Below are 19,755 nucleotides of genomic sequence, written 5' to 3'. Positions count from 1 at the left end.
GTTACTTGCTCCTGCGGCCGAACTGAAACCACCACCGGCGCCCGGCCTTGGTCATGTCCTTCAGCGGCTCGGTCTGCCCCTCCGGCGCAAAGACGGCCACGCTCTGGGCATAGACCATGACCGGATTATCCTGATCGCGAACCTTAAAGGCATCCCTCTCCGCCCCGGTGTCGGCAATCCGCGACCATTTCGTCAGTCCATTTACCTCCGGCACGTGGAATTCGCAGTCGCCGCCGGCATTGAAGATGAGGAAGAGGTCATCCATCGTCTCGGTCTCCGGCGCATTCGCGCTCTTCGAGAGATAGACGCCGAGCACCCGCAGCTCATCATCGTTCCAGGCACCGTCATCCATGAAGCCGCCGTCTGGTCTGTACCAGGCGATCTCGATGCGGCCGTCCTCGCCGGTTTCTCCGGTCAGGAACCGCTCCTGCCGCAGAACGGGATGGGCCTTGCGGAAGGCGACGGCCTGCCGGCAGAAATCGAGGAAAGGATCGTCGAGCCCTGCCCAATCGGTCCAGCCGATTTCGTTGTCCTGGCAATAGGCGTTGTTGTTGCCGTCCTGGCTGTTGCCGAGCTCGTCGCCGGCCAAGATCATCGGCACGCCCTGGGAGAGCATCAACGTCGCCATCATGTTGCGCCGCCGCCTTGCCCGCGCGGCGTTGATATCGGCATTATCGGTCGCACCCTCAGCACCCATATTGTCGGAATGATTATCCGAATGGCCGTCCCGGTTATCCTCGCCGTTCGCCTCGTTGTGCTTGTCGTTGAAGGAGACCGTGTCCATCAGCGTGAAGCCGTCATGGGCCGACAGAAGATTGATCGAGGAGGTCGCTCCGCGGTCGGAATGGTTGAACTGCAGCGCCGAGCCGGTGACGCGCGCCGCCACCTCCGACACCATGCCGCCATCACCCTTCCAGAAACGGCGGACGTCGTCGCGGAATTTGTCGTTCCACTCGCGGAAGGGATGCGGGAAGCCGCCGACCTGATAACCGCCCTCGCCGATATCCCAGGGTTCGGCGATCAGCTTGACGCCCGACAGCATCGGATCCTGCCTTATGGCGCCGAAGAAGCCGCCCTGCCGGTCGAACTCCAGATCCTGCCGGCCGAGCGTACTGGCAAGATCGAAGCGGAAGCCGTCGATATGCATGACGCCCACCCAGTAGCGCAGGCTGTCGAGCACCATGCGCATCACCATCGGGTTGGCGACATTAAGCGTATTGCCGGTGCCCGTCGTATCGAAGGTATGGCGCGGATCGTCGGGGGAGAGAATGTAATAGCTCGCATTGTCGAGCCCGCGGAAGGACAGTGTCGGGCCTTTTTCGCTGCCTTCGGCGGTGTGGTTATAGACCACGTCCATGATGACTTCGATGCCGGCGGCGTGGAACTTCTTCACCATGGTCTTGATCTCGGTGATCTTGTCGCCGGACATGTAGCGCGATTGCGGTGCGAAAAAGCCGAGGGTCTGGTAACCCCAGTAGTTGCTGAGGTTGTTTTCCAAAAGATAGCGGTCGTCGAGGAAATATTGGATGGGCAGAAGCTCGATCGCCGAGATGCCGAGCTTGACGAGATGGTCGATGATCGGATCGCTGCACATGCCGAGAAAGGTGCCGCGCAGCCGGTCGGGCACCTTCGGATGCGTCATCGTCAGGCCGCGCACATGCGCCTCGTAGATGATTGTGTCGGGCCAGGGGCGGCGGATCGCCTCTTCCCCCGCCCAATCGAAATCCGGATCCTGCACCACGCCCTTGACCATGAAGGGCGCGCTGTCGCGCTCGTCGAAGGAAAGGTCGTCCTCGCCGATCTGATAACCGAACAGCGCGTCATCCCATTTAAGCTCGCCCGTCACCTGTTTGGCATAGGGATCGAGCAGCAGCTTGTTCGGATTGAAGCGATGGCCGGCGGCAGGATCGTAGGGACCATGAGCGCGATAGCCGTAGACCGTGCCTGGTCCGACGCCGGCAATATAGCCGGACCAGATGTCGCCTTCGCGTTTCGGCAGCGGCAACCGGGCGACCTCATTTTTTCCATCAGGCGAGAAGAGGCAGAGCTCAATCTGCTCCGCATGGGCCGAGAAGATGGCGAAATGGGTGCCCGAGCCAATATATTCCGCCCCGAGCTCCGGCTTGAGGAAGTCGAGTTCCGAAAATGAAAAGCTCATGGTGCCCCGCTTGGTAAAAAGACCAAGCGGATAACGTAACGGCGGTTCGAAAGTTCCCTCATGGAAAGGCAAAAGGGAACGATGTTGCGCGCCGATGGAAGCGTTTACGGCATCAGCTGGCCGCCATTGACCTCGATGATCTGGCCGGTGATGTAACCCGACAGCGCAGGTGAGGCGAGGAAGAGATAGGCGCCGACGCAATCCTCCGATGTGCCGACGAAACCCATCGGGATCGACTTGCGCTGCAATTCCATCTGCTCGTCATTGGTATAACGCTCGTGGAAGGGCGTGGCGATAACGCCCGGCGCCACCGCGTTGACGCGGATCCGGTCGGCGACGAATTCCTTGGCATGGCCGCGCGTGATCGTCGACACGAAGCCCTTGGACGCCGCATACAGGATCGCACCATTGCCGCCGCCGTTGCGCGCGGCGATCGAGGTGGTGTTGATGATGAAGCCACCCTGCTTCTTCAGCCAGGGATGCGCTGCACGCGTGGCCGCCAGCACCGAGCGGGCGTTGAGGTCCATAACCGCGACATAATGCGCGTCGGTATAATCCGAGGTCGGCTTGCGCCCCAGCATGCCGCCGGCATTGTTGATGAGCCCGTCGAGATGACCGAAAGTCTTCGCCGTCTCCTCGACGACACGCTCGGTCTCGCCTTCCCTCGACACGTCGCCCTGGATCAGATGCACGGTGCCGCCGGCAGCCCGGATCTCTTCTGCAAGCTTCTCCGCCGGTTCGCGGCTGGCATTGTAATGCACGCCGACCTTGGCTCCTTGAGCCGCGAAGGCGCGGGCGAGTGCTGCACCGATCCCGGTCGAGGCGCCGGTGATCAGCACGGCCTTGCCGGACAGGTCCGGCAGCTTGATGGATGCGAGCGATTGCGCAAGTTCGACCATGGCGACGATTGCCTCCCGAAAAACCAAGGACATAGGTGATGAAACGAATAGGAGAAGTCTTATCAGGGGAAATCGACGAAGGGCAATGCACGAAAGCGGAGATTGGCATGGTGTTTAGTCCCGGCCAGCAGGATTGAGTTCCTGAGAGAGGTCGACAAGTGTTGCACCCCTGCCAGGAAAAGTTTCCTTGTTGCTTTCGATGTAAGGGCCATAAACGTCAAGAAAAGACTGCACAGTATCATTGAAGAAGACTGCCGTTGTTTCCTTGGAGCAGAGTGACGCATTCACGCAAAGAGCAAGCCGGTTGAAGAAATAGACGACCTCCCTGATTTGCTCCCGGCGCGTGGGCTCCTGCGCAATCTGACGGTTTAAGGACTGCAACAGATTATCCTTGGCATGCCCGCTGGTCTCAGCCATCCTTTTGTCGGCGACCGGGATCGTCTCAAGGAACGTTGAATAAAACTCGCGAAGTTCACCGTAGGCTTGCCGATAGCCTTGCGTTTCCCAGGTCTCGATGAGAGTGAGCGTATATTTCGTGCGATCCGTCTCCTTCTTCTCGATGTACTCGAACACCGCCCAAAAGATACCGCCCATCGCGCTGGCGAAGGTCACAACGGTGACGATGCTGCTCAGAAACGACCAGCCGGCATCCGAAACATTTAAGAAAGAGAGCCCGACTCGCCGTTTGGATGATGGCTGGCTCATGGCTTGCAGTTCTCGACCAGATCGAACCGCACCGACGGATCGATCGTACCTTCGTGCCCATCCAGCAATCGCTTGAGGCAAATAAGGCTTGCCTCATCGAAGATGTAGACCGAGCGTAGCTCGCGCTGGTTCCGCGCGCTGGATTCACTTCCGGCTGGTAATAGCCCGGGCATCCGATCAAGACCGCGGCGTTCGCGTCCGTCGTCCCCGGCGCAGGCGGAGAGATCGACCTCCGCATTGCTCGTTTCCGCGCTCCGGGCGGTTGAAAGAAACTTTTCATAGTCCTGACGGAAGCATTTTGCCCTTACCCCATCCAGCTCGACGACCTCGTCACAGATGAGGCACGCGGCACCGGCGGCGGCAGGTGCGAGAAGCAGCAAGGCAGCTGCCAGGGCCGCAACCGTTCCATAGGCGTCGCGAAATCTAAAAGAGGGCATAGTCTCCCACCAGTCGGCTGTTGATGATCCAGGGTGTCTGCTTGCCGTCGCTCGCCGCGAAAACCAGCGTCTTGACGCCGCGATACAGTTCGGAGGCCTCGATGCGACCATTGTGATTGTGGTCATAACGATCGCGTTCCTTTCCAAGGACGGTAACGATCGCGTTGGTGAACAGGCCCCCGACCTCGCGCCGTCCGAGCGACTCCTGTCGCCCCTTCGCAGCGGCGAGAACGGTGAGATTGGATCTGAGGGCGGCGAGGCTGTTGGCGAGATCGTCGTTGGTGGTGAAAGACCCGGTCCCCGCGGCGCCGGAGTGGCAGGCGTCAAGAAGAATGGTGATGCGCGCCTCGGTCCGTTCGAACAGCGCGGCCAGCCGGTCGAAAGGCAAGGCTGTGTGTTCGAGATCCGTTGGATCGGTGGCCGACGTCGCGAAATAGAAACGCCCATTGCGATCCTGCATGCCATGGCCGGCCAGAAACAGGACCGCGTGGTCCCCACGGGCCAGCCCGTCCAGCAGTCGCGCCGTCGCCTCCAGTATGGCCTCGGGTGTGGCACGCCTGTCCTTCGGCCCTACCTCGCCGCGGAACGGTGGCTCCTTGCCAAGCGGCTCGGTCAGCGTTTCGAGCACCGTGCCTGCATCGCGCAGAGGGTAATTGAGCGAACGGAGGCGCTCATCCTCGTAAGTGTTCACGCCGATGACGAGCGCTCGGGTGACCGCACGGCGCGCAAGAGGCTCGCCGAGATCAGCCGATACCGGGAGGCTCGCCAGGCCCGCAGAATTGAATCCGATGACCGACACCCAACGCGCGTCCTTGAGCCTCTCGATCGACACTGCATTTCCGACGGTGGCAGCATCAACCGTTTCGGTCAGCACACCGTCCTGAAAAACGGACATATGCACCGTCTCGGCCGGATCGAAGTGCAATACGGCTCTTACGCGACCGCCGTTTTCCTCGAGCGCGATCTCGCCTGTCAACGACGGCGGTACGCCCACCTCGGCGACGGCCTGCGGCGTCTGCCCTCGATCAAGAACGGCGCGCGCCAGATCTGGGACCAGGCGCGCTGTGCCAAACCGGTCGAGACTATACTGTCCAACCCTACCGGGAAACTTCAGATCGATGAGGGCGGCGGCCTCGGCTGTCGCGTCGTAAAAGTAGTCCTTGGTCCAGACCGCGATCTCGTCGTCGGCAATGCGCCCGGACAGGAGCGACTGCCTATCGTCCAGAATGGCGTGAATGTAGAAGTTGCCGTCAGAATTAAGTTGCACCGCATGGCGACGGTCTTTCGTCAACCAGGCGTCGACGAGGAGGTCGCCATTCGGAAGATTCTCGCCGATCCAGAGGAACTTCTGTGTTGCGCGGTCACGCACAGTAATGACGCCGTTGCCGGGCGCATAGGTCAGCAGCAGATCGTCATTGGCTTTGATACGAAAAGCGTGTTGGTACCACAGACGATGGGCATTGTTTTCGAAGAAAAATGCGCCTTCCGCCTGAAGTGCCGCACTCGCCGCCGGCGCGGGGCGCGCGATATCCATGACGTAAAGGGCAGCATAGGGCCTGAGGCTTCCGAACGTCGCGCCCGCGACACACTCCGCACGCGCCACCCATACCGCGCCGCGAGACGTGCGGACCGTCGAGACCTCGACAACATCGCGAGGCGCTGACAGCGAGCCCGTGCCCCCCGAGCTTGAGGATTCTCCGAGCAGAAGATGTTCACAGTCGGAGATGGGACCCTCCTCCCCGACGGGCAGAGCCCAGTCGAATCGCCAGCCCGCACGCTCCGCCTCGCGGCGGAAGCGCCCCATCGCCTCTGCGGATCGTTTCAGCCGCTGGTCGCGATCAAGCGCGTGAAGGGCGTTGTTCTCACCCGCGGCGTAGGACGCGAGGAGGCGTTCCCCGTCGACCATTGGATCGAGCGCGACGCCGAGGCGCAAGAGTTGTTCGGGCAAGGCAGCGGCGAGAGGCGTGTCGTTGCCGGCTCTGGTGGAGCCTTGGTCGTTCGATGCCACGGCCGTATCGATCATGACTGCCTGAAGCTCTACTTTGCCCAATGTGCGCGACAGGCTCTCCGTAAAATCGCGGGGGCGGCGGCTGTCGGCTTCCGCGACCTCCCAGTCTTCCCAGGTACTGGTCGTCCTGAAGCCGCCGGCAACATCGAATTCCCGAGCGACACTGACGGGCGACACCATGCCAAGCGACCAGAACATATGAAAATGAAGGGGAATCGTCTCGCCACCTGCGGAACTGTAAGCGCCGGAAGAATTCGCGATCGAGGCGTAATCCGGGTTCTGGAGCGCGCCAACGCGGTAACCGGCGCCACCCCAGATGGTGTAGGCGGCATTCTCCAGATCGATCGCCACGCGTGTTTGACCGCGTTCCGCGGTGCAGCAAGACGGCCCGGTAATCTGTTCCCGTATGCGCAAATGATCGCCGAAGGTGGAGGAAAAATTCACCTCCGCCCAAGGCGCGAGTGTGGTGAAGACGACACTGTCGCCGAGCGCCCAGCGAAGGTCGCCGGCATCCGCTGTCGCAGCCGTATGCCCATCGACCATGTCGACGATGTCGAGCCGGCCATTATGCTCGACGCCGATGAAGCGGTGGGTTGGCGAGATCTGCAGGTGTGTGCCTGCCCGCTCGACGATTTCCGTCCCGCTTGCCGCATCCAGCAGAAGAAAGCGGGTATCGTTGAGGAGGATGCGGCGGGAGAATTTAGGGATATCGATGCTATGTGTGAACGCCGCGCGGCCCTCGGCGGTATTGAGGACGATCTCGGCGGGCGCCGGTGCGATTTCGAGCCGCTCTGACTCTTCCTTCAGAACGATCTCCTCCTCGCAGGCGCGGAGATAGCCCACCAATGAGACGGATAGGTTCAAAGGCCCCGCTTGCAGCGGAATGGTTGAAACTGAACCACTCGCCGCGGCGCCACGCGTCGCCAGAGCGACCATGGCGCGTGTCTTGCCCAGACCGGTTTTTATCGCGAACGGATTGGGCGCGGCAGCACCCAACGCGACATGCCCCTTGCCTTTAAAACGGACGGGCTGTTCTGCTTTGACCATGAACCAAACCGGTATGCGATCTTCGAGCGTGTTGCCCGACCACTCGATCGCAAAGCTGTTTCCGGCGCGGAGCGGTCCCTCATGCGGCAGTGTCCATTGGAATTTTTCGGCCAGGCGCCGGAGCGTGTCCTTCTCCTCGTCGCATGACCCGCCTAGCCTGCGAGCAGCTTGTTTCACGCGGGCCTGGAAGCCTTCCAGCGTCTCGCCCTCGCGCCACCCGACCGCTCCATCCACGATCGGTCCCGCACCGCGGGTGGGTGGAGGTGCTAAACCCGCTTTCCGGCCATCGAAAACGCCGCTCTTTGCGGCTGCGTGGGGTTTGGGCGAACCCTTTGCGGACTTCAGGAAACATGCCCCGCCGCTCGGGTTGAACGTATAGGCCCGGCACATGTCGGTTTCCGAGCAGATCGCGATACATTCGCCTTCCGTCAGGCCACGCAGAAGCGGATCGGCCAGCCCATGTCGAATATCATTGCCGGCAAGGTCCGTATTCGGCTGCGAGGTCCACGTTCCTTCGGACACGGTGGCCTCGGCCAGTTCGTCGGCAAGACGGGAGAACTGGCCAGGGAAGGGATCCTGGCCGCTACGGAGCCTGGCGAGCAGCGTAGCACATGCTTTTCCAACCCGGTCGTACTCGGGGCCGAATTGCGCGAGACCGAAGGACATCGACCATGTCCCCAACTTGAGGTTCAGCGACCGCCCGGAGGAAAGGCGGGCGATGAGCGCTGCATCGCGACCGGCATCGAGGACCGGTCTCTTGCGGATGCCATCGAGGGGAAGCGTTGCCTCAGGGCCTCGATCCACCGTCAGACCCGCGCTGGAGACCGACGGTGTCGAGTAGCCCGCCACCTCTTCGAAATCAAGGACCACACCGGCTTCGGCATCGCAGGCAAGACGAAGGCAGACCTTGCTGTAGCCGGTGGAGGCGCAGATTTTGCTGCCGATCCCGGTATCGTCCGGCTGCCACGGTGGCAAGGCCGCATCGCCGACAACCGGGCCTGTCCTCTGGGAAAGCTCCTCCTCCATGTTGACGGCATGTGCCTCGCGGATCGATGCCGGCGCTTCCCAGCTCCGATCGGCTGCCCAGGCCGCCATGGCAGCCATGGTCGCTTGGTCTGTCTGGCCATTCACCGGCCCCGAATAGTAGCCGAGCCGTGAGAGGGCCGATTGAACGCGACGAACAGTCCCATCTTCTGGACCAGAGCTTGGACGATCCTGTTCTGCGACCTGTCCCTGCGCGCGTTCAGCTTCAAGAGAATTGAGATGCGCCACACGGAGGGTTGTTGGAGCCTCCCATCCCCGGTCGCGTGCCCACGCTACCACCGAACTCCACGTCTCGACCCCGGCATTTCCGTCGATCGGACCATGATAGTAACCGAGCGCTTCCAGGGCACGCTGCAGGCGTTGCACTTGCGATCTTGTCAGCTGCGACCGAAGAGTCGGTATCGGTTTAGACGGTGGGCGACCAGCATCTGGCGGCGCGGCATCACGTGTGACGCCGTCGGTCAAGCTCCTGAAGATGTCAAGTGGAGACTGCGCCAGAGCCGGCTGCGACAGCAACATGATACATGCCAGAGCAATCCCCATGACCCTCATTGCTGCAGCATGGCCCCCAGCCAAAAGTTAATAAAGAGTATACTGCCGAAGAACTGAGGGTTCCTCAAGTGAATATTTAAGGATTGGTGCGTCTTACCCGTTACCGCCCTAGCAGAGTGCGTCGCCGCATCGTCCGCTACTATACCAATACGAACTCTACTTTTGCGTGAATCAAGTATATTCCTTGCCTTGCAACGCTTTGTTCTTTCGCAATCCAGAATGGCACACAAGCCAGCGGATGTGAATGATCGCGGTCCGGCTGGTCCTCGTCCATTTGTTACGGCGGAGGCAAATGTGCCGCCTGCGGTGTTGGCGATCTGGCGGCAAAAGTCGCGACGATGCGAAAACCTTGAGTGGGCGTTCACCAACGTCCACTCTCGATACTGCTCGTGAGGGCTTTAAGGCGCCGGTTACGGCGCCATGCCGAAGGCAGGTTGTGGTTTCTGGCGGGCGAGAGGCGGGAACGCGAGCGCTATCGCCGCGGCCGCCAGCCCGACCATCGCGGAGCCGATGAACAGCCAGGAATAATTGGCGAAAGTGTCGAATATCCAGCCGCCGATCAGAGGGCCGAAGGCCATGCCGAGGCTGGAGAGCATCGTCGCCGCGCCGAAGACCGTGCCGATGACGCGCGGCCCGAAATATTCCCGCGCCAGCACCGCATAAAGCGGCATCACACCGCCATAGGCACTGCCGAAGACGATGGCGAGCGCATAGAATTCGCCGAGCTGGCTGACGAAGAGATAGGTCGCAAGGGCCGCCGCCTGCACCAGCAGGCCGGCGACCAGCACCGGCTTCACCCCGATCCTGTCGGCAAGGCTGCCATAGAGCAGCCGGCCGCCCAATCCCGCCAGCCCCTCGACGCTGTAGATGCTGACGGCCGCCATCGGCGCGACGCCGCAGATCGTCGCATAGTTCACCATGTGGAAGATCGGCCCGGAATGCGCCGCACAGCAGGCAAAGAAGGTCAGGCCAAGCACGATGAATTGCGGCGATCGAAAGACTTTCGACAGTTGCGGCCGGGCACCGTCGGCCGAGAACGCGGTGTCGGTATCGGCGGTCTGTGCCGGCGGGCGCCTAACCAGCAGAGCGGCCGGCACCAGCAGCACCCAGGCAGCAATGCCGATGATCAGCATGGCCGGCCGCCATTCATAGGCCGAGATCAGCCAACGCGCGAAGGGTGAGATGGTCATCGGCGCAACGCCCATGCCGGCAGAGACCAGCGACACCGCAAGGCCGCGATTTTCATCGAACCACGCGGTCGTCGCCGCGATCATCGGCGCGAAAAACGTGCTGGCGGCCAGTCCGACAAGGATGCCGTAGGTCAATTGGAACTGCAGCAGGGTCTCGGCCCGGCTCGCCAGAACCAGCGCCAGGCCGAGCAGCACGGAGCCTATCATCACGACGATGCGCGGGCCGAAGCGGTCGCTTGCCGCCCCCCAGAAGAAGCCGCCGAAACCCATGACGATGAAGTTCAGCGTCATCGCGCTCGCTATGCCGACATGCGACCAGCCGGTCGCCGTCGCAATCGGCTCCTGAAAGATCGCCAGCGAGAACATCGCGCCGAGCGCAACGCATGTCATCAATGCGCCCGCAGCGACGATGACCCAACGATAGGAAACACCCATGGCTTCATAACCTCCATGCCGACAGAGTGATCGCGAGGCAACGCGGCAAGCCTACCGCATTTCGCGCCTGCGATCTCAAGACGTTTGGGCCGCGGCGGATTCGACAGCGCGCTCACATCTTTTTTAAGTGTCGAATCGGCAATGGCCCTATCGGCAACGCGCTCTGATCCTCGAAGCTAGCCCAATCCCAGCCTATCGAAAAGCTCTGCCGGCGCGCCATGCTGCTCGATGACTTGCCGCATAAGATGCAGCATTCGTCGTCGCTCTTCGGGCCGGTCCTGCCAGAGGTCGTGCTTTTGCCCGGGATCATTGCGTCGATCGTAAAGCAGCGGCTGGCTGTCCAGGTTCCGCCGGTCCCCGGGGCCGTCGGGGGTGATGGGAATTTTCCATTGCGGCATTTCGATACCGGGAATGTAGTGCCCATGATCGACCGGCTTGTCCTGCGGCTCGATGGTGGTCGGCACCATGGTCGAGTAGGCGTAGAGCGGCTTGTCGCGATCCGGCGGCTGGATCAGCGTCCATTCGCCATCGGTGCAGCAGATGCCTTGCCCGAATGTCCCGTAAATGACGGCGTTCCGCGCGTTGCTGGTCTCGCCCTTGAGAAGCGGCAGAAATGAATGCGAGTGCGTCTTTCGTGGCGGCTTAACGCCGGCGATCGCCAGGATCGACGCGAAGAGATCGACGGTCGACGTCAGATTTTCAATCGCGCCGCCATTGGCTTGGAAGCCGGGGTGCCAGACGAGCAGCGGAATGTTCGCGTGGCTGTCGAAATGCGGGAACTGTTTGCCATAGCCGCCGCGTTCGCCAAGATCATGTCCGTGATCGGTGGTGACGATAATGGCCGTGTCGTCCCAGAGCTGCAGTTCGTCCAGGGTTGTGAACAGCTTGCCCAGCCACCGGTCCGTCATCGTCAGCTTGGCGCCATACTGGGAGCGAACGAAAGCCAGTTCCTCGGGGCTCGCCTGGCTCATGAACTCCGCTTGGCGTGCCGCATCCTGATAGGGCGGCCACAGCGTGAAGCGGTCGCGTGCCGCACCGTCGCCGTACATCGATGCATAGGGCTCCGGGACATCGAAGGGCTCATGCACGTCGAAGGACTCGACCTGCAGGAAGAACGGCTTTCCGGTCTTCGGCTTGGCGAGCCATTCGCTGGCCGATGTCATGACCTTGGCGGGGAAGAAATCGGCCTCATCCTTGAAGTTTGCGACATTGGAGAAGTAGCGATGACCATAGCCTGGGCGCCATTTCTCAATATTGTGCACCCATTGCGGCAGATCTGCCTCCGGCACGAGCGGCTCCCAGAAATCCAGCTCGTGCCCTCGAATGAATTCCGCACCCTGGAAGCTCTGAATGTAGCCGTTCGCCGACTCCTCCCAATAGTGATAGTGATCGGTGACAATCGCGGTTGTGTAACCCGCACTCTCCAGCAGCTTCGGCAGACGAAGGTCGAAGGGTTCGAGCGGTCCCCAAGGACGCCATTGCATGCCGCTGAAGCCGGCAAAAATCTCACGCCGCGCCGGCATGCAGGGCAGGCTGCCGACGAAGTGATTGTCGAAACGCCAGGCCTTTTGGGCGAAAGACTGAAGGTTCGGCGTCTCGAACTCGGTTCCGCCATAGGCCGAAAGAGCATTGCGGTTAACGCTGTCGATAAGCACGAGGATGATGTTCATGGAAGGACCTTCGTTCGAGGCTTTCACGCCGCTACAGCTTCACCGCACCGGCCGCGAGATCGGAGACGAGCTTTCGCTGAAGCAGCATGAAAAGGACAAGCGTGGGCAGCGTCGAAATCACCGATGCCGTCATCACCAGATTCCATTGGGTGGTGTATTCGCCGAAAAAGCCGGCAAGCCCGACTGGCACGGTCTTGTTTTCGTCCGATGTCATCAGTGTCAGGGCAAACAGAAATTCATCCCACGCAGACACGAAGGCGTTGACCGCAACCGTCACCACACCCGGCCAGGCGATCGGCAAAATGACCTTGAAGATGATCTGGATCGTCGAAGCGCCGTCGAGCTTGGCTGCCTCGTCGAGATCCTGGGGAATTGTGTCGAGGTAGCCGAGAAGCAGATAGATGGCGAATGGCAGGTTCATGGCCGTATAGGACAGAACCAGGCTCAGCGGATTGTTGATCAGCCCCACGGCGAAAAACATCGAGTAAAGCGGTGTGATCAGGATCACGTAGGGAAACAGCTGCGTGCAGATCACCAGGATCAGCAACAGGCCGCGGCCGCGGAAATCGCGGTTGCGCGAAAAACCATAGGCGGTGATCAGCGAGATGGTAACGGCCGCAACAGTCGAGATCGTGCAAACGACGAGGCTGTTTCTGAGGTAGTTCGGGAACGGCGAATTCTGAAGGAGGGTGTAGTAGTTTTCCAGGGTGACGCTGGTGAACAGCTGAAACGTCCGGGTGAAGATTTCCTTGTCCGGGCGGAAGGAAATCAGCACCACCCAAATGAAGGGGAACGCCAAAATCAGCAGCAGGCCGATACCCAGAATGACGGTGATCAGGTCCCTGGCGAACCTGATATGCCGCGCTCGATGCGTCATCGAAACATTCATCACGAGGCCCCCCGTTTCCCGCGGGAGAGAACCCCGAGGTAGATGAGCGCGAAGGCGAACATCATCAGGCTCATCAGAACGCCGATGGCGGCACCCTCGCCGACGCGATAGTCGACAAACGAGACCGTATACATCTTCGTGGCCAGAACCTGCGTGTAGTCGCCCGGCCCTCCCCGCGTGGCGAGCCAGACGTAGACGAAATTGTTGAAGGTCCAGATCGTCGTCAGCAGTGCGACGACCGCGATGACAGGTTTCAGCATCGGCAGGATGATGCGCAGGTGTATCTGAAACTCGGACGCGCCGTCGATGCGGGCCGCCTCCCTCAGTTCCCTCGGAATCGACTGCAGCGCCGCGAGGAAGGTGATGATGACGAAAGGAAGCTCGCGCCAGATCAACATGGTTTCGACCGCGCCCCAAACCGTCGACGTCCTGGAAAGGAACGGAATTCCCCTGTCGATGAGCCCAGTCGACAGGAGAAACTGGTTGACCGCGCCATAGCGGGGGTCAAGCAGCCATTTCCAGGCGGCGACGGCGACAACCGGCGGCGTTACGAATGGAACAAGCACCAGCGACCGGACGAGCCAGCCGATGCGCCATCTGGCGAAGACCTCGGCGTTGAGAAGGATCGCGAGCGCAAGTCCGAGTGCCAATCGAATGACAACAGTCACGAATGTCAGCAGGAAAGCCGTGTTGAACAACGCGCCGGCAATTCCTTCATCCTTGAGGACGGTTGCGAAGTTGGCAAACCCGACCCACCGACCCTCCTTTCCCAGATCGAAAAGGCTGAGGTCCTGAAAGCTGAGCGCGATATTGTAGAATGCCGGGCCGGCGAAAAAGATAGCCAGGATAAGCATCGCCGGCATGACCAGGCCGTAAGGCTCGAAATGCCAACTCCGGAATGATCCTCGTCTTTCGGCGCGCTTGGCCAGCGCGCCGTCCGGGTTTGCGGAAACAGACATCGTCAGCCCTTGCCGCGGGCGAGCAAGTCGTTGAGCTCCTTGATGATCACGTCCGCAGCCTCATCAGGATTGCGCTGCCCGGAGAATACGGCGCCGAACTCACGATTGATGAGCGCTGTCATGCTCGACACCTTGATCGGGGAAGAGATGTACCGCTCGAAGGTCTGCGCCAATGGCAGCATCGTCACATAGCCCTGCTCGGCCGGCGGAAACTGGAGCTGTGAAAGCAGCGACTTCTGCGAGGGATACTGGTTGTAGGTTTTGAAGGTCTCGGGGCCGACCAGATATTTGACGAACTCCCAGGCCTCCTTCTGATGCTTGGTGTTGGGATTGATGCCCAGCGCACGTCCGCCAAGATGAGAGATGCGCTTCTCGCTCCCTCTCGGAATCGGTGCGGTCAGCAGCGGCTTGTCCGATTGTTTCTGGGCGGCCCTGAAGGTTTGCGGCGGAAAGAAAGTGATCGCGCAATCGCCTCGGCCGAGCCCGCCGATCAGCTCCGGATCGCCCCACGCATTCACGGTGATGAGATTTTCGGGCGCTGTTCCGTCCGCGAAAAACTGATTGAAATAGTTCATCGCCGCCGCCAGTTGCTCCGGCGTCACCGACACCTTCCATTTCCCCGGGCTTTCCTCCGTGACCAGGGTCGAGCCGTTGCTCCAGAGGTAATAATTCACAAGCGTCCACATGCCGCTGTCGGGTGCGCTGCCTGCGGGGAAGCAGAAACCGTATTGTTCAGCTCCACCACCTTCGGTGGTCAATTTCTTGGCAGCTGCCGCAAGATCGTCCCAGCTATCCGGAAAATTCGAGACGCCGGCTGCCTGCAGGAGATCCGGGCGGTAAGCCATCGAGAATGTATCCGCCGTCCAGGGCAGGCCGAAGATCTTGCCGTCGAGGGTGGCGAGGTCGAGAGCCAGGAAATCGTCGGTGCCGGCTCCCGGCGCGTTCGATTGGATGAGAGGACTGAGATCGAGAAGCAGCTTCGATCGCGCCAGATCACGCGTCCACACGAAAGCCAGCTGCTGAACATCCGGTCCCGCACCGGCGGGAATTTCGCGCGCCAACTGGGCAAGTGTGTCGCCGCCCGACATCGTCTCCAATTTGACCTGGACATCGGGATGACTGGAGTTCCAGGCATCGACGGCGGCAATCAGGCCTTGAATTTCGGTCGGGGGATCGAATTGACGAAACGTCAGTTGGACCTTCTCCTGCGCGGCTGATGGAGCAACCACAAAGATCATCGACGCCGCCGTCGTCGCGGCGAAAATCAGCTGCCGGCCTATGCTATTTTTAAACATCGGTTCCTCCTCCTTCTATCCCCATCCCGCGCCCCGATTTTCTTGTCGAAGGCTTATTCTTCTGTGTAGAGCGTCCGTCGAGAACGTGCTCATGAGCACGAAATTCCCTTCCATGAGGGGCTTTCGCAGCTTTTGGCACGCCAGAATTAGTCTACTATTGTTGTGTAGAATGTGGCGCATACAGCGCTGAGGTCAAATGCAAACATGCTATATGTTATGCGTAATTCGCATAGGGAGGGAGACGGATGCGGGAGCTACGCCAATTCGTCGAAGTGGCAAACCAGCGATCGATCTCGCGTGCCGCCAAGAAGCTGAATATTTCGCAGCCGGCGCTTTCCCGGGCTATCCGACAACTCGAAGACAGCTACGGTGTTCCGCTGTTCAACAGGACCGGAGCCGGCGTCGAATTAAGCGTGTACGGTTCAGCCCTTTATAGCCGGGCGGTGCGGATATTACCGGCGCTCGATGAAGCGAAAGAAGAGATCGAACATCTTCAGGGCCGCGCCAAGGCCGTTATTCGGGTGGCCACCGGCGATCTTTGGGGGCTCGTCATATTGCCGGGGATCATAAAAGCCTTCAGCCGGACGCATCCAGGTGTCGTCGTCCATGTCGAGATCGCCGATGACGGCACGCGTTTCGAGGGAATGCGGCACGGCGTCTACGATCTCGTCTTCGGAACGCTCTCCTACAAATATGAAGCCGTCATGCAGGTCGAGTTCGAAACGCTGGCAAGACAGGCGACCTACATCTACTGCGACAAAGATCACCACCTGGCCAAAGCGACGACTGTCACCCTCGATGATCTTCTGCGTCAGCGCTGGATCAGCCCCGGTTACGGAGATGATGAAGGGCCTGGTCAACTCGAGCGTCAGACCCGCGATTTTGCCGTACGCGTGGACTCCATGTTGCAGGCTCTGTTGATCATGCAGGGTTCGCCGCTGGTGATGGCCGCCTCCAGCGGCTTTGCGAAACTGTTCGATGGGTTCGGGATCAGACCCGTGATGTTCCAGGACCACGGCCGGGTACAGGAATCGGGCGCAATCTATTTTCCGCGTGCACTCGAAAAATCTCCGGTCCGCGATTTCCTGCGTCTGGTGCGTGGTTCGATGCCGTTGCTGGAGCTACCTGAATTCTCGCTCGCGGAAACCGTGTGATCAAAGCGTGCGAAACATCACCAATGCGTCGACGTAACCTTGCGTCGGATGAAGGAAGACGCCAGGCAGCCGGCCGACGACATCGAAGCCGAGAGATTGCCACAGCCCAACCGCGCGTTCATTGCTGCTGACGACGAAATTGAACTGCATGGCGCGAAAGCCCCGCAAACGGGCATGCTCCAGGGAATGGTCATGCATCAGCCGGGCGACGCCACGGCCGCTTGCGGCAGCATCGGTCATGTAGCCGCAATTGCAGACATGCCGCCCGCCGCCGGCCTGATTGGCCTTGATGTAATATGTGCCGAGGACCACGTCGTCCTCTTCGGCGACGAAAGTCTCGCGGTCCGGTCCCATCCAGTAGGCCAGCGCATCGGCTTCGCTCAGATCGCGATCAAGCGCATAGGTTTCGCCGGCGCGGATCGTCGGACCGATGATCCTCCAGATCGCGCTTCGATCGTTCTTGTCTGCGGGTCGGATCAGCATGCCCGATCACTAGCGAAACCGGGCGCGTGGCGCAACGGGTCAGCAGCCTCCGGCAAAAGCCGGAAGCGTCCCGACCTCAAACCCTTTCAAGCGCTATCGCAATCCCCTGCCCGACGCCGATGCACATGGTCGACAGCGAATATTTCCCGCCGGTTTCCAGAAGCTCGAGTGCCGCCGTGCCGGTGATGCGTGCGCCCGACATGCCGAGCGGATGGCCAAGCGCGATCGCGCCGCCATTGCGGTTCACCCGTGCGTCATCGTCGGCAATCCCGAGTGCGCGCAGCACCGCCAGCCCCTGGCTGGCAAAGGCCTCGTTGAGTTCGATCACGTCGAACCGATCCACGGTCATGCCGAGCCGCGCCATCAGCTTGCGCGAGGCCGGAATCGGCCCGACGCCCATCACCCTTGGCGGAACGGCGGCAGCCGCGCCGCCGAGGATGCGGGCGATCGGCGTCAGGCCGTATTTTCGCGCTGCCGCTTCCGAAGCGACGATCAGCGCGGCCGCCCCGTCGTTGACGCCGGAGGCATTGCCGGCCGTCACCGTGCCGCCTTCCTTTTTGAAAGGTGTCGCGAGTTTCGCCAGCGTTTCGATCGTCGTTGCGCGCGGATGTTCGTCCTTGTCGACGATAACGGGATCGCCCTTGCGCTGCGGGATGGTCACTGGGGTGATCTCCTTCGCAAGCCGTCCGTTTGCCTGGGCGGCGGCCGCCTTCGCCTGGCTTCGCAGCGCGAAGGCATCCTGGCCTTCGCGGCTGACATGATAGTCCTCGGCGACATTCTCGCCGGTCTCCGGCATGGAGTCGACGCCATATTGCTTCTTCATCAGCGGGTTGACGAAGCGCCAGCCGATGGTCGTGTCGTGGATTTCAGCCGCCCGTGAAAAGGCCGTCTCGGCCTTCGGCATGACGAAGGGCGCGCGCGACATGCTCTCGACGCCACCAGCGATCATCAGCTCGGCCTCGCCGGAGCGGATGGCGCGCGCCGCCGTGATCACCGCATCCATGCCGGAGCCGCAGAGCCGGTTGATCGTCGTGCCGGATACGGCGATCGGCAGGCCGGCCAGCAGGGCCGACATGCGCGCGACATTGCGGTTGTCCTCGCCCGCCTGGTTGGCGCAGCCGAAGATGACGTCGTCGACGGCTTCCCAATCGACGGCGGCATTTCGTTCCATCAGCGCCTTCAGCGGGATTGCGCCGAGATCGTCGGCGCGCACCTGGGACAGCGAGCCGGCGAAGCGGCCGATCGGCGTTCTGATATAGTCGCAGATAAAGGCTTCGGTCATGGCTTTTCCTCAGAGTTTGGGGACGACGAGGTCGGCAGCCGGCCCGTCGACATGCAGCGGCGCACCGGTCATGGCCTGCAATTCCTCTTGCGACATCGCGGCCAGCTTCTCGCGCAGGACGAAGCGTCCCTTGACGATGTCGATGACGGCATGGCTCGTATAGACGCGGGTGATGCAGGCGACGCCGGTCAGCGGGAAGGTGCATGCCTCCACCAGCTTCGGCTCGCCTGTCTTGGTGACGTGCTCGGTAATGACGCAGACCTGCTTGGCGCCGTGCACCAGGTCCATGGCGCCGCCGACGGCCGGCACGCCCTTGCTGCCCACCCGCCAGTTGGCAAGGTCGCCGCTCTGGGCGACCTGATAGGCGCCGAGGATCGCGACGTCGAGATGGCCACCGCGCACCATGGCGAAGCTGTCGGCGTGATGGAAGAAGGCAGCACCCGGCTTCAGCGTCACTGCCTTCTTACCGGCGTTGATCAGGTCCCAATCTTCCTCGCCTGCCGCCGGCGGCTCGCCGAAGTTCAGGATGCCGTTTTCCGTGTGAAAAATCGCCTGACGGCCGGGCGGCTGATAACGGGCGACCATTTCGGGAAAGCCGATGCCGAGGTTCACATAGGCGCCGTCGGCAATATCCTGCGCGGCGCGCCAGGCGATCTGCGCATTGGAAAGCTTGATGTCTTCGCGAGTATCGATGGTCATACGTAGGCCACTCCGGCTCGAATGAGCTCTTCTTCCTGCTGCGGATTGGGAACAGTGACGACGCGATCGACGAAGATGCCTGGTGTCACCACCTGCTCGGGATCGATGCCGCCGGCCGGCACGATCGATGAGACCTGGACGATGGTCTTTGCCGCCGCCATGCACATCAGCGGATTGAAGTTGCGGCCGGCCTTGTTGTAGGTGAGATTGCCCTGGATGTCGCCGATCGCAGCCTTGACGATCGCGAAGTCGGCCTTCAGCCAGCGCTCCTGCACGTAATGGCGGCCGTCGAATTCGGCGATGACCTTGCCGTCGGCCAGTTCGGTGCCGTAGGCCGTCGGCGTATAGAAAGCCGGAATGCCGGCGCCGCCAGCGCGGATGCGCTCGGCAAGCGTTCCCTGCGGCACAAGTTCGAGCTCGATTTCGCCGGCCAGATATTTATCGGTGAAGGCGCGCGGATCCGACGAACGCGGGAATGAGCAGATCATCTTTCTGACCATGCCGGCATCGATCATCGCGGCGATACCGATGCGCCCGTTGCCGGCATTGTTGTTGATCACGGTGAGGTTCTTTGAGCCCTTGTCGATCAACGCATGAATGAGCTCGATCGGCGCGCCCGAGCCACCAAAACCACCGATCATGACGGTCGCGCCATCCCCGATCTCAGAGACGGCTTCCGCCGTGCTCCCGACTGTCTTGTCCATTGCGGGATCTCTCCTTGGCTAGATGCGGCCGGGAACTCTCCATCCCGTCCTCTGCCGTAGACATAAAGCGCGGCGGGCCAAGCGACAATATATTTGTGCGGTATTTGACATTTGTTCGTATATCGCACAAAATAGAATGAATTCA

15 protein-coding genes are annotated in these 19,755 nt (G+C 61.1%); 1 reads left to right on the top strand and 14 read right to left on the bottom strand.

All coding sequences use genetic code 11. The features are described 5' to 3' along the window. Position 1 precedes the first annotated feature (1 nt). From glgX to GR198_RS03765, 10 genes are all read right to left on the bottom strand, one after another. Complete coding sequence (glgX, locus tag GR198_RS03810) at positions 2-2,158, bottom strand: glycogen debranching protein GlgX (RefSeq protein ID WP_029872258.1); 2,157 nt, start codon at positions 2,156-2,158, stop codon at positions 2-4. A gap of 104 nt (positions 2,159-2,262) precedes the next feature. Continuing rightward, positions 2,263-3,057, bottom strand: a complete 795-nt coding sequence (locus GR198_RS03805; RefSeq protein ID WP_164067535.1) for an SDR family NAD(P)-dependent oxidoreductase — start codon at positions 3,055-3,057, stop codon at positions 2,263-2,265. A gap of 114 nt (positions 3,058-3,171) precedes the next feature. Further along, a complete protein-coding gene (locus GR198_RS03800; protein WP_029872256.1) occupies positions 3,172-3,762 on the bottom strand; it encodes a DUF4760 domain-containing protein in 591 nt (196 codons plus the stop codon). After that, entirely contained in the window at positions 3,759-4,199 is a 441-nt protein-coding gene (locus tag GR198_RS03795) for a hypothetical protein (RefSeq protein WP_029872255.1), read from the bottom strand. The genes GR198_RS03800 and GR198_RS03795 overlap by 4 nt, the downstream gene beginning before the upstream one ends. Further along, entirely contained in the window at positions 4,186-8,763 is a 4,578-nt protein-coding gene (locus GR198_RS03790; protein ID WP_246711041.1) for a caspase family protein, read from the bottom strand. The genes GR198_RS03795 and GR198_RS03790 overlap by 14 nt, the downstream gene beginning before the upstream one ends. A 497-nt stretch (positions 8,764-9,260) precedes the next feature. Continuing rightward, positions 9,261-10,475 carry an MFS transporter gene (locus GR198_RS03785; RefSeq protein WP_029872253.1) on the bottom strand — a complete coding sequence of 405 codons (1,215 nt, stop codon included), beginning with the start codon at positions 10,473-10,475 and terminating at the stop codon, positions 9,261-9,263. Positions 10,476-10,651: 176 nt separating this feature from the next. Continuing rightward, positions 10,652-12,145 carry a sulfatase gene (locus GR198_RS03780; RefSeq protein WP_029872252.1) on the bottom strand — a complete coding sequence of 498 codons (1,494 nt, stop codon included), beginning with the start codon at positions 12,143-12,145 and terminating at the stop codon, positions 10,652-10,654. A 31-nt stretch (positions 12,146-12,176) separates the two neighbouring features. Then, a complete protein-coding gene (locus GR198_RS03775) occupies positions 12,177-13,022 on the bottom strand; it encodes a carbohydrate ABC transporter permease (protein WP_245279649.1) in 846 nt (281 codons plus the stop codon). An 11-nt stretch (positions 13,023-13,033) separates the two neighbouring features. Next, a complete protein-coding gene (locus tag GR198_RS03770; protein WP_029872251.1) occupies positions 13,034-13,993 on the bottom strand; it encodes a carbohydrate ABC transporter permease in 960 nt (319 codons plus the stop codon). Between the two features lie 2 nt (positions 13,994-13,995). Beyond that, positions 13,996-15,288, bottom strand: a complete 1,293-nt coding sequence (locus GR198_RS03765; protein ID WP_029872250.1) for an ABC transporter substrate-binding protein — start codon at positions 15,286-15,288, stop codon at positions 13,996-13,998. Between the two features lie 245 nt (positions 15,289-15,533). Here GR198_RS03765 and GR198_RS03760 point away from each other — a divergent pair, with 245 nt between their 5' ends. Next, positions 15,534-16,442 (top strand): LysR family transcriptional regulator, encoded by a 909-nt coding sequence (locus GR198_RS03760; protein ID WP_164067534.1) that lies wholly within the window; start codon positions 15,534-15,536, stop codon positions 16,440-16,442. On the opposite strand, the gene GR198_RS03755 is transcribed toward GR198_RS03760, so the two are convergent. The 4 genes from GR198_RS03755 to GR198_RS03740 all read right to left on the bottom strand — a co-directional run bounded on the left by GR198_RS03755 (position 16,443) and on the right by GR198_RS03740 (position 19,610). Next, positions 16,443-16,925, bottom strand: a complete 483-nt coding sequence (locus GR198_RS03755) for a GNAT family N-acetyltransferase (RefSeq protein WP_164067532.1) — start codon at positions 16,923-16,925, stop codon at positions 16,443-16,445. A 76-nt stretch (positions 16,926-17,001) separates the two neighbouring features. Further along, the gene (gene pcaF, locus GR198_RS03750) at positions 17,002-18,207 is read right to left on the bottom strand and encodes a 3-oxoadipyl-CoA thiolase (RefSeq protein ID WP_164067531.1); all 1,206 of its coding nucleotides are present in this window, start codon (positions 18,205-18,207) and stop codon (positions 17,002-17,004) included. 9 nt (positions 18,208-18,216) lie between these two features. Further along, entirely contained in the window at positions 18,217-18,906 is a 690-nt protein-coding gene (locus GR198_RS03745; protein WP_164024713.1) for a 3-oxoacid CoA-transferase subunit B, read from the bottom strand. Beyond that, the gene (locus GR198_RS03740; RefSeq protein ID WP_131643665.1) at positions 18,903-19,610 is read right to left on the bottom strand and encodes a 3-oxoacid CoA-transferase subunit A; all 708 of its coding nucleotides are present in this window, start codon (positions 19,608-19,610) and stop codon (positions 18,903-18,905) included. The genes GR198_RS03745 and GR198_RS03740 overlap by 4 nt, the downstream gene beginning before the upstream one ends. Positions 19,611-19,755 lie beyond the last annotated feature (145 nt).

This window comes from Rhizobium leguminosarum (genome assembly GCF_010668065.1).
GTDB lineage: Bacteria > Pseudomonadota > Alphaproteobacteria > Rhizobiales > Rhizobiaceae > Rhizobium > Rhizobium leguminosarum_S.
The sequence above is the reverse complement of the archived record's forward strand: the minus strand, read 5'-3'. Positions and strand labels throughout refer to the sequence as shown.

Excerpts from the sequence above, each read along its gene's own strand:
- glgX (WP_029872258.1), bottom strand. The coding sequence starts at position 2,158 with ATGAGCTTTTCATTTTCGGAACTCGACTTCCTCAAGCCGGAGCTCGGG.
- GR198_RS03805 (WP_164067535.1), bottom strand. The coding sequence starts at position 3,057 with ATGGTCGAACTTGCGCAATCGCTCGCATCCATCAAGCTGCCGGACCTG.
- GR198_RS03800 (WP_029872256.1), bottom strand. The coding sequence starts at position 3,762 with ATGAGCCAGCCATCATCCAAACGGCGAGTCGGGCTCTCTTTCTTAAAT.
- GR198_RS03795 (WP_029872255.1), bottom strand. The coding sequence starts at position 4,199 with ATGCCCTCTTTTAGATTTCGCGACGCCTATGGAACGGTTGCGGCCCTG.
- GR198_RS03785 (WP_029872253.1), bottom strand. The coding sequence starts at position 10,475 with ATGGGTGTTTCCTATCGTTGGGTCATCGTCGCTGCGGGCGCATTGATG.
- GR198_RS03780 (WP_029872252.1), bottom strand. The coding sequence starts at position 12,145 with ATGAACATCATCCTCGTGCTTATCGACAGCGTTAACCGCAATGCTCTT.
- GR198_RS03775 (WP_245279649.1), bottom strand. The coding sequence starts at position 13,022 with ATGACGCATCGAGCGCGGCATATCAGGTTCGCCAGGGACCTGATCACC.
- GR198_RS03770 (WP_029872251.1), bottom strand. The coding sequence starts at position 13,993 with ATGTCTGTTTCCGCAAACCCGGACGGCGCGCTGGCCAAGCGCGCCGAA.
- GR198_RS03765 (WP_029872250.1), bottom strand. The coding sequence starts at position 15,288 with ATGTTTAAAAATAGCATAGGCCGGCAGCTGATTTTCGCCGCGACGACG.
- GR198_RS03760 (WP_164067534.1), top strand. The coding sequence starts at position 15,534 with ATGCGGGAGCTACGCCAATTCGTCGAAGTGGCAAACCAGCGATCGATC.
- GR198_RS03755 (WP_164067532.1), bottom strand. The coding sequence starts at position 16,925 with ATGCTGATCCGACCCGCAGACAAGAACGATCGAAGCGCGATCTGGAGG.
- pcaF (WP_164067531.1), bottom strand. The coding sequence starts at position 18,207 with ATGACCGAAGCCTTTATCTGCGACTATATCAGAACGCCGATCGGCCGC.
- GR198_RS03745 (WP_164024713.1), bottom strand. The coding sequence starts at position 18,906 with ATGACCATCGATACTCGCGAAGACATCAAGCTTTCCAATGCGCAGATC.
- GR198_RS03740 (WP_131643665.1), bottom strand. The coding sequence starts at position 19,610 with ATGGACAAGACAGTCGGGAGCACGGCGGAAGCCGTCTCTGAGATCGGG.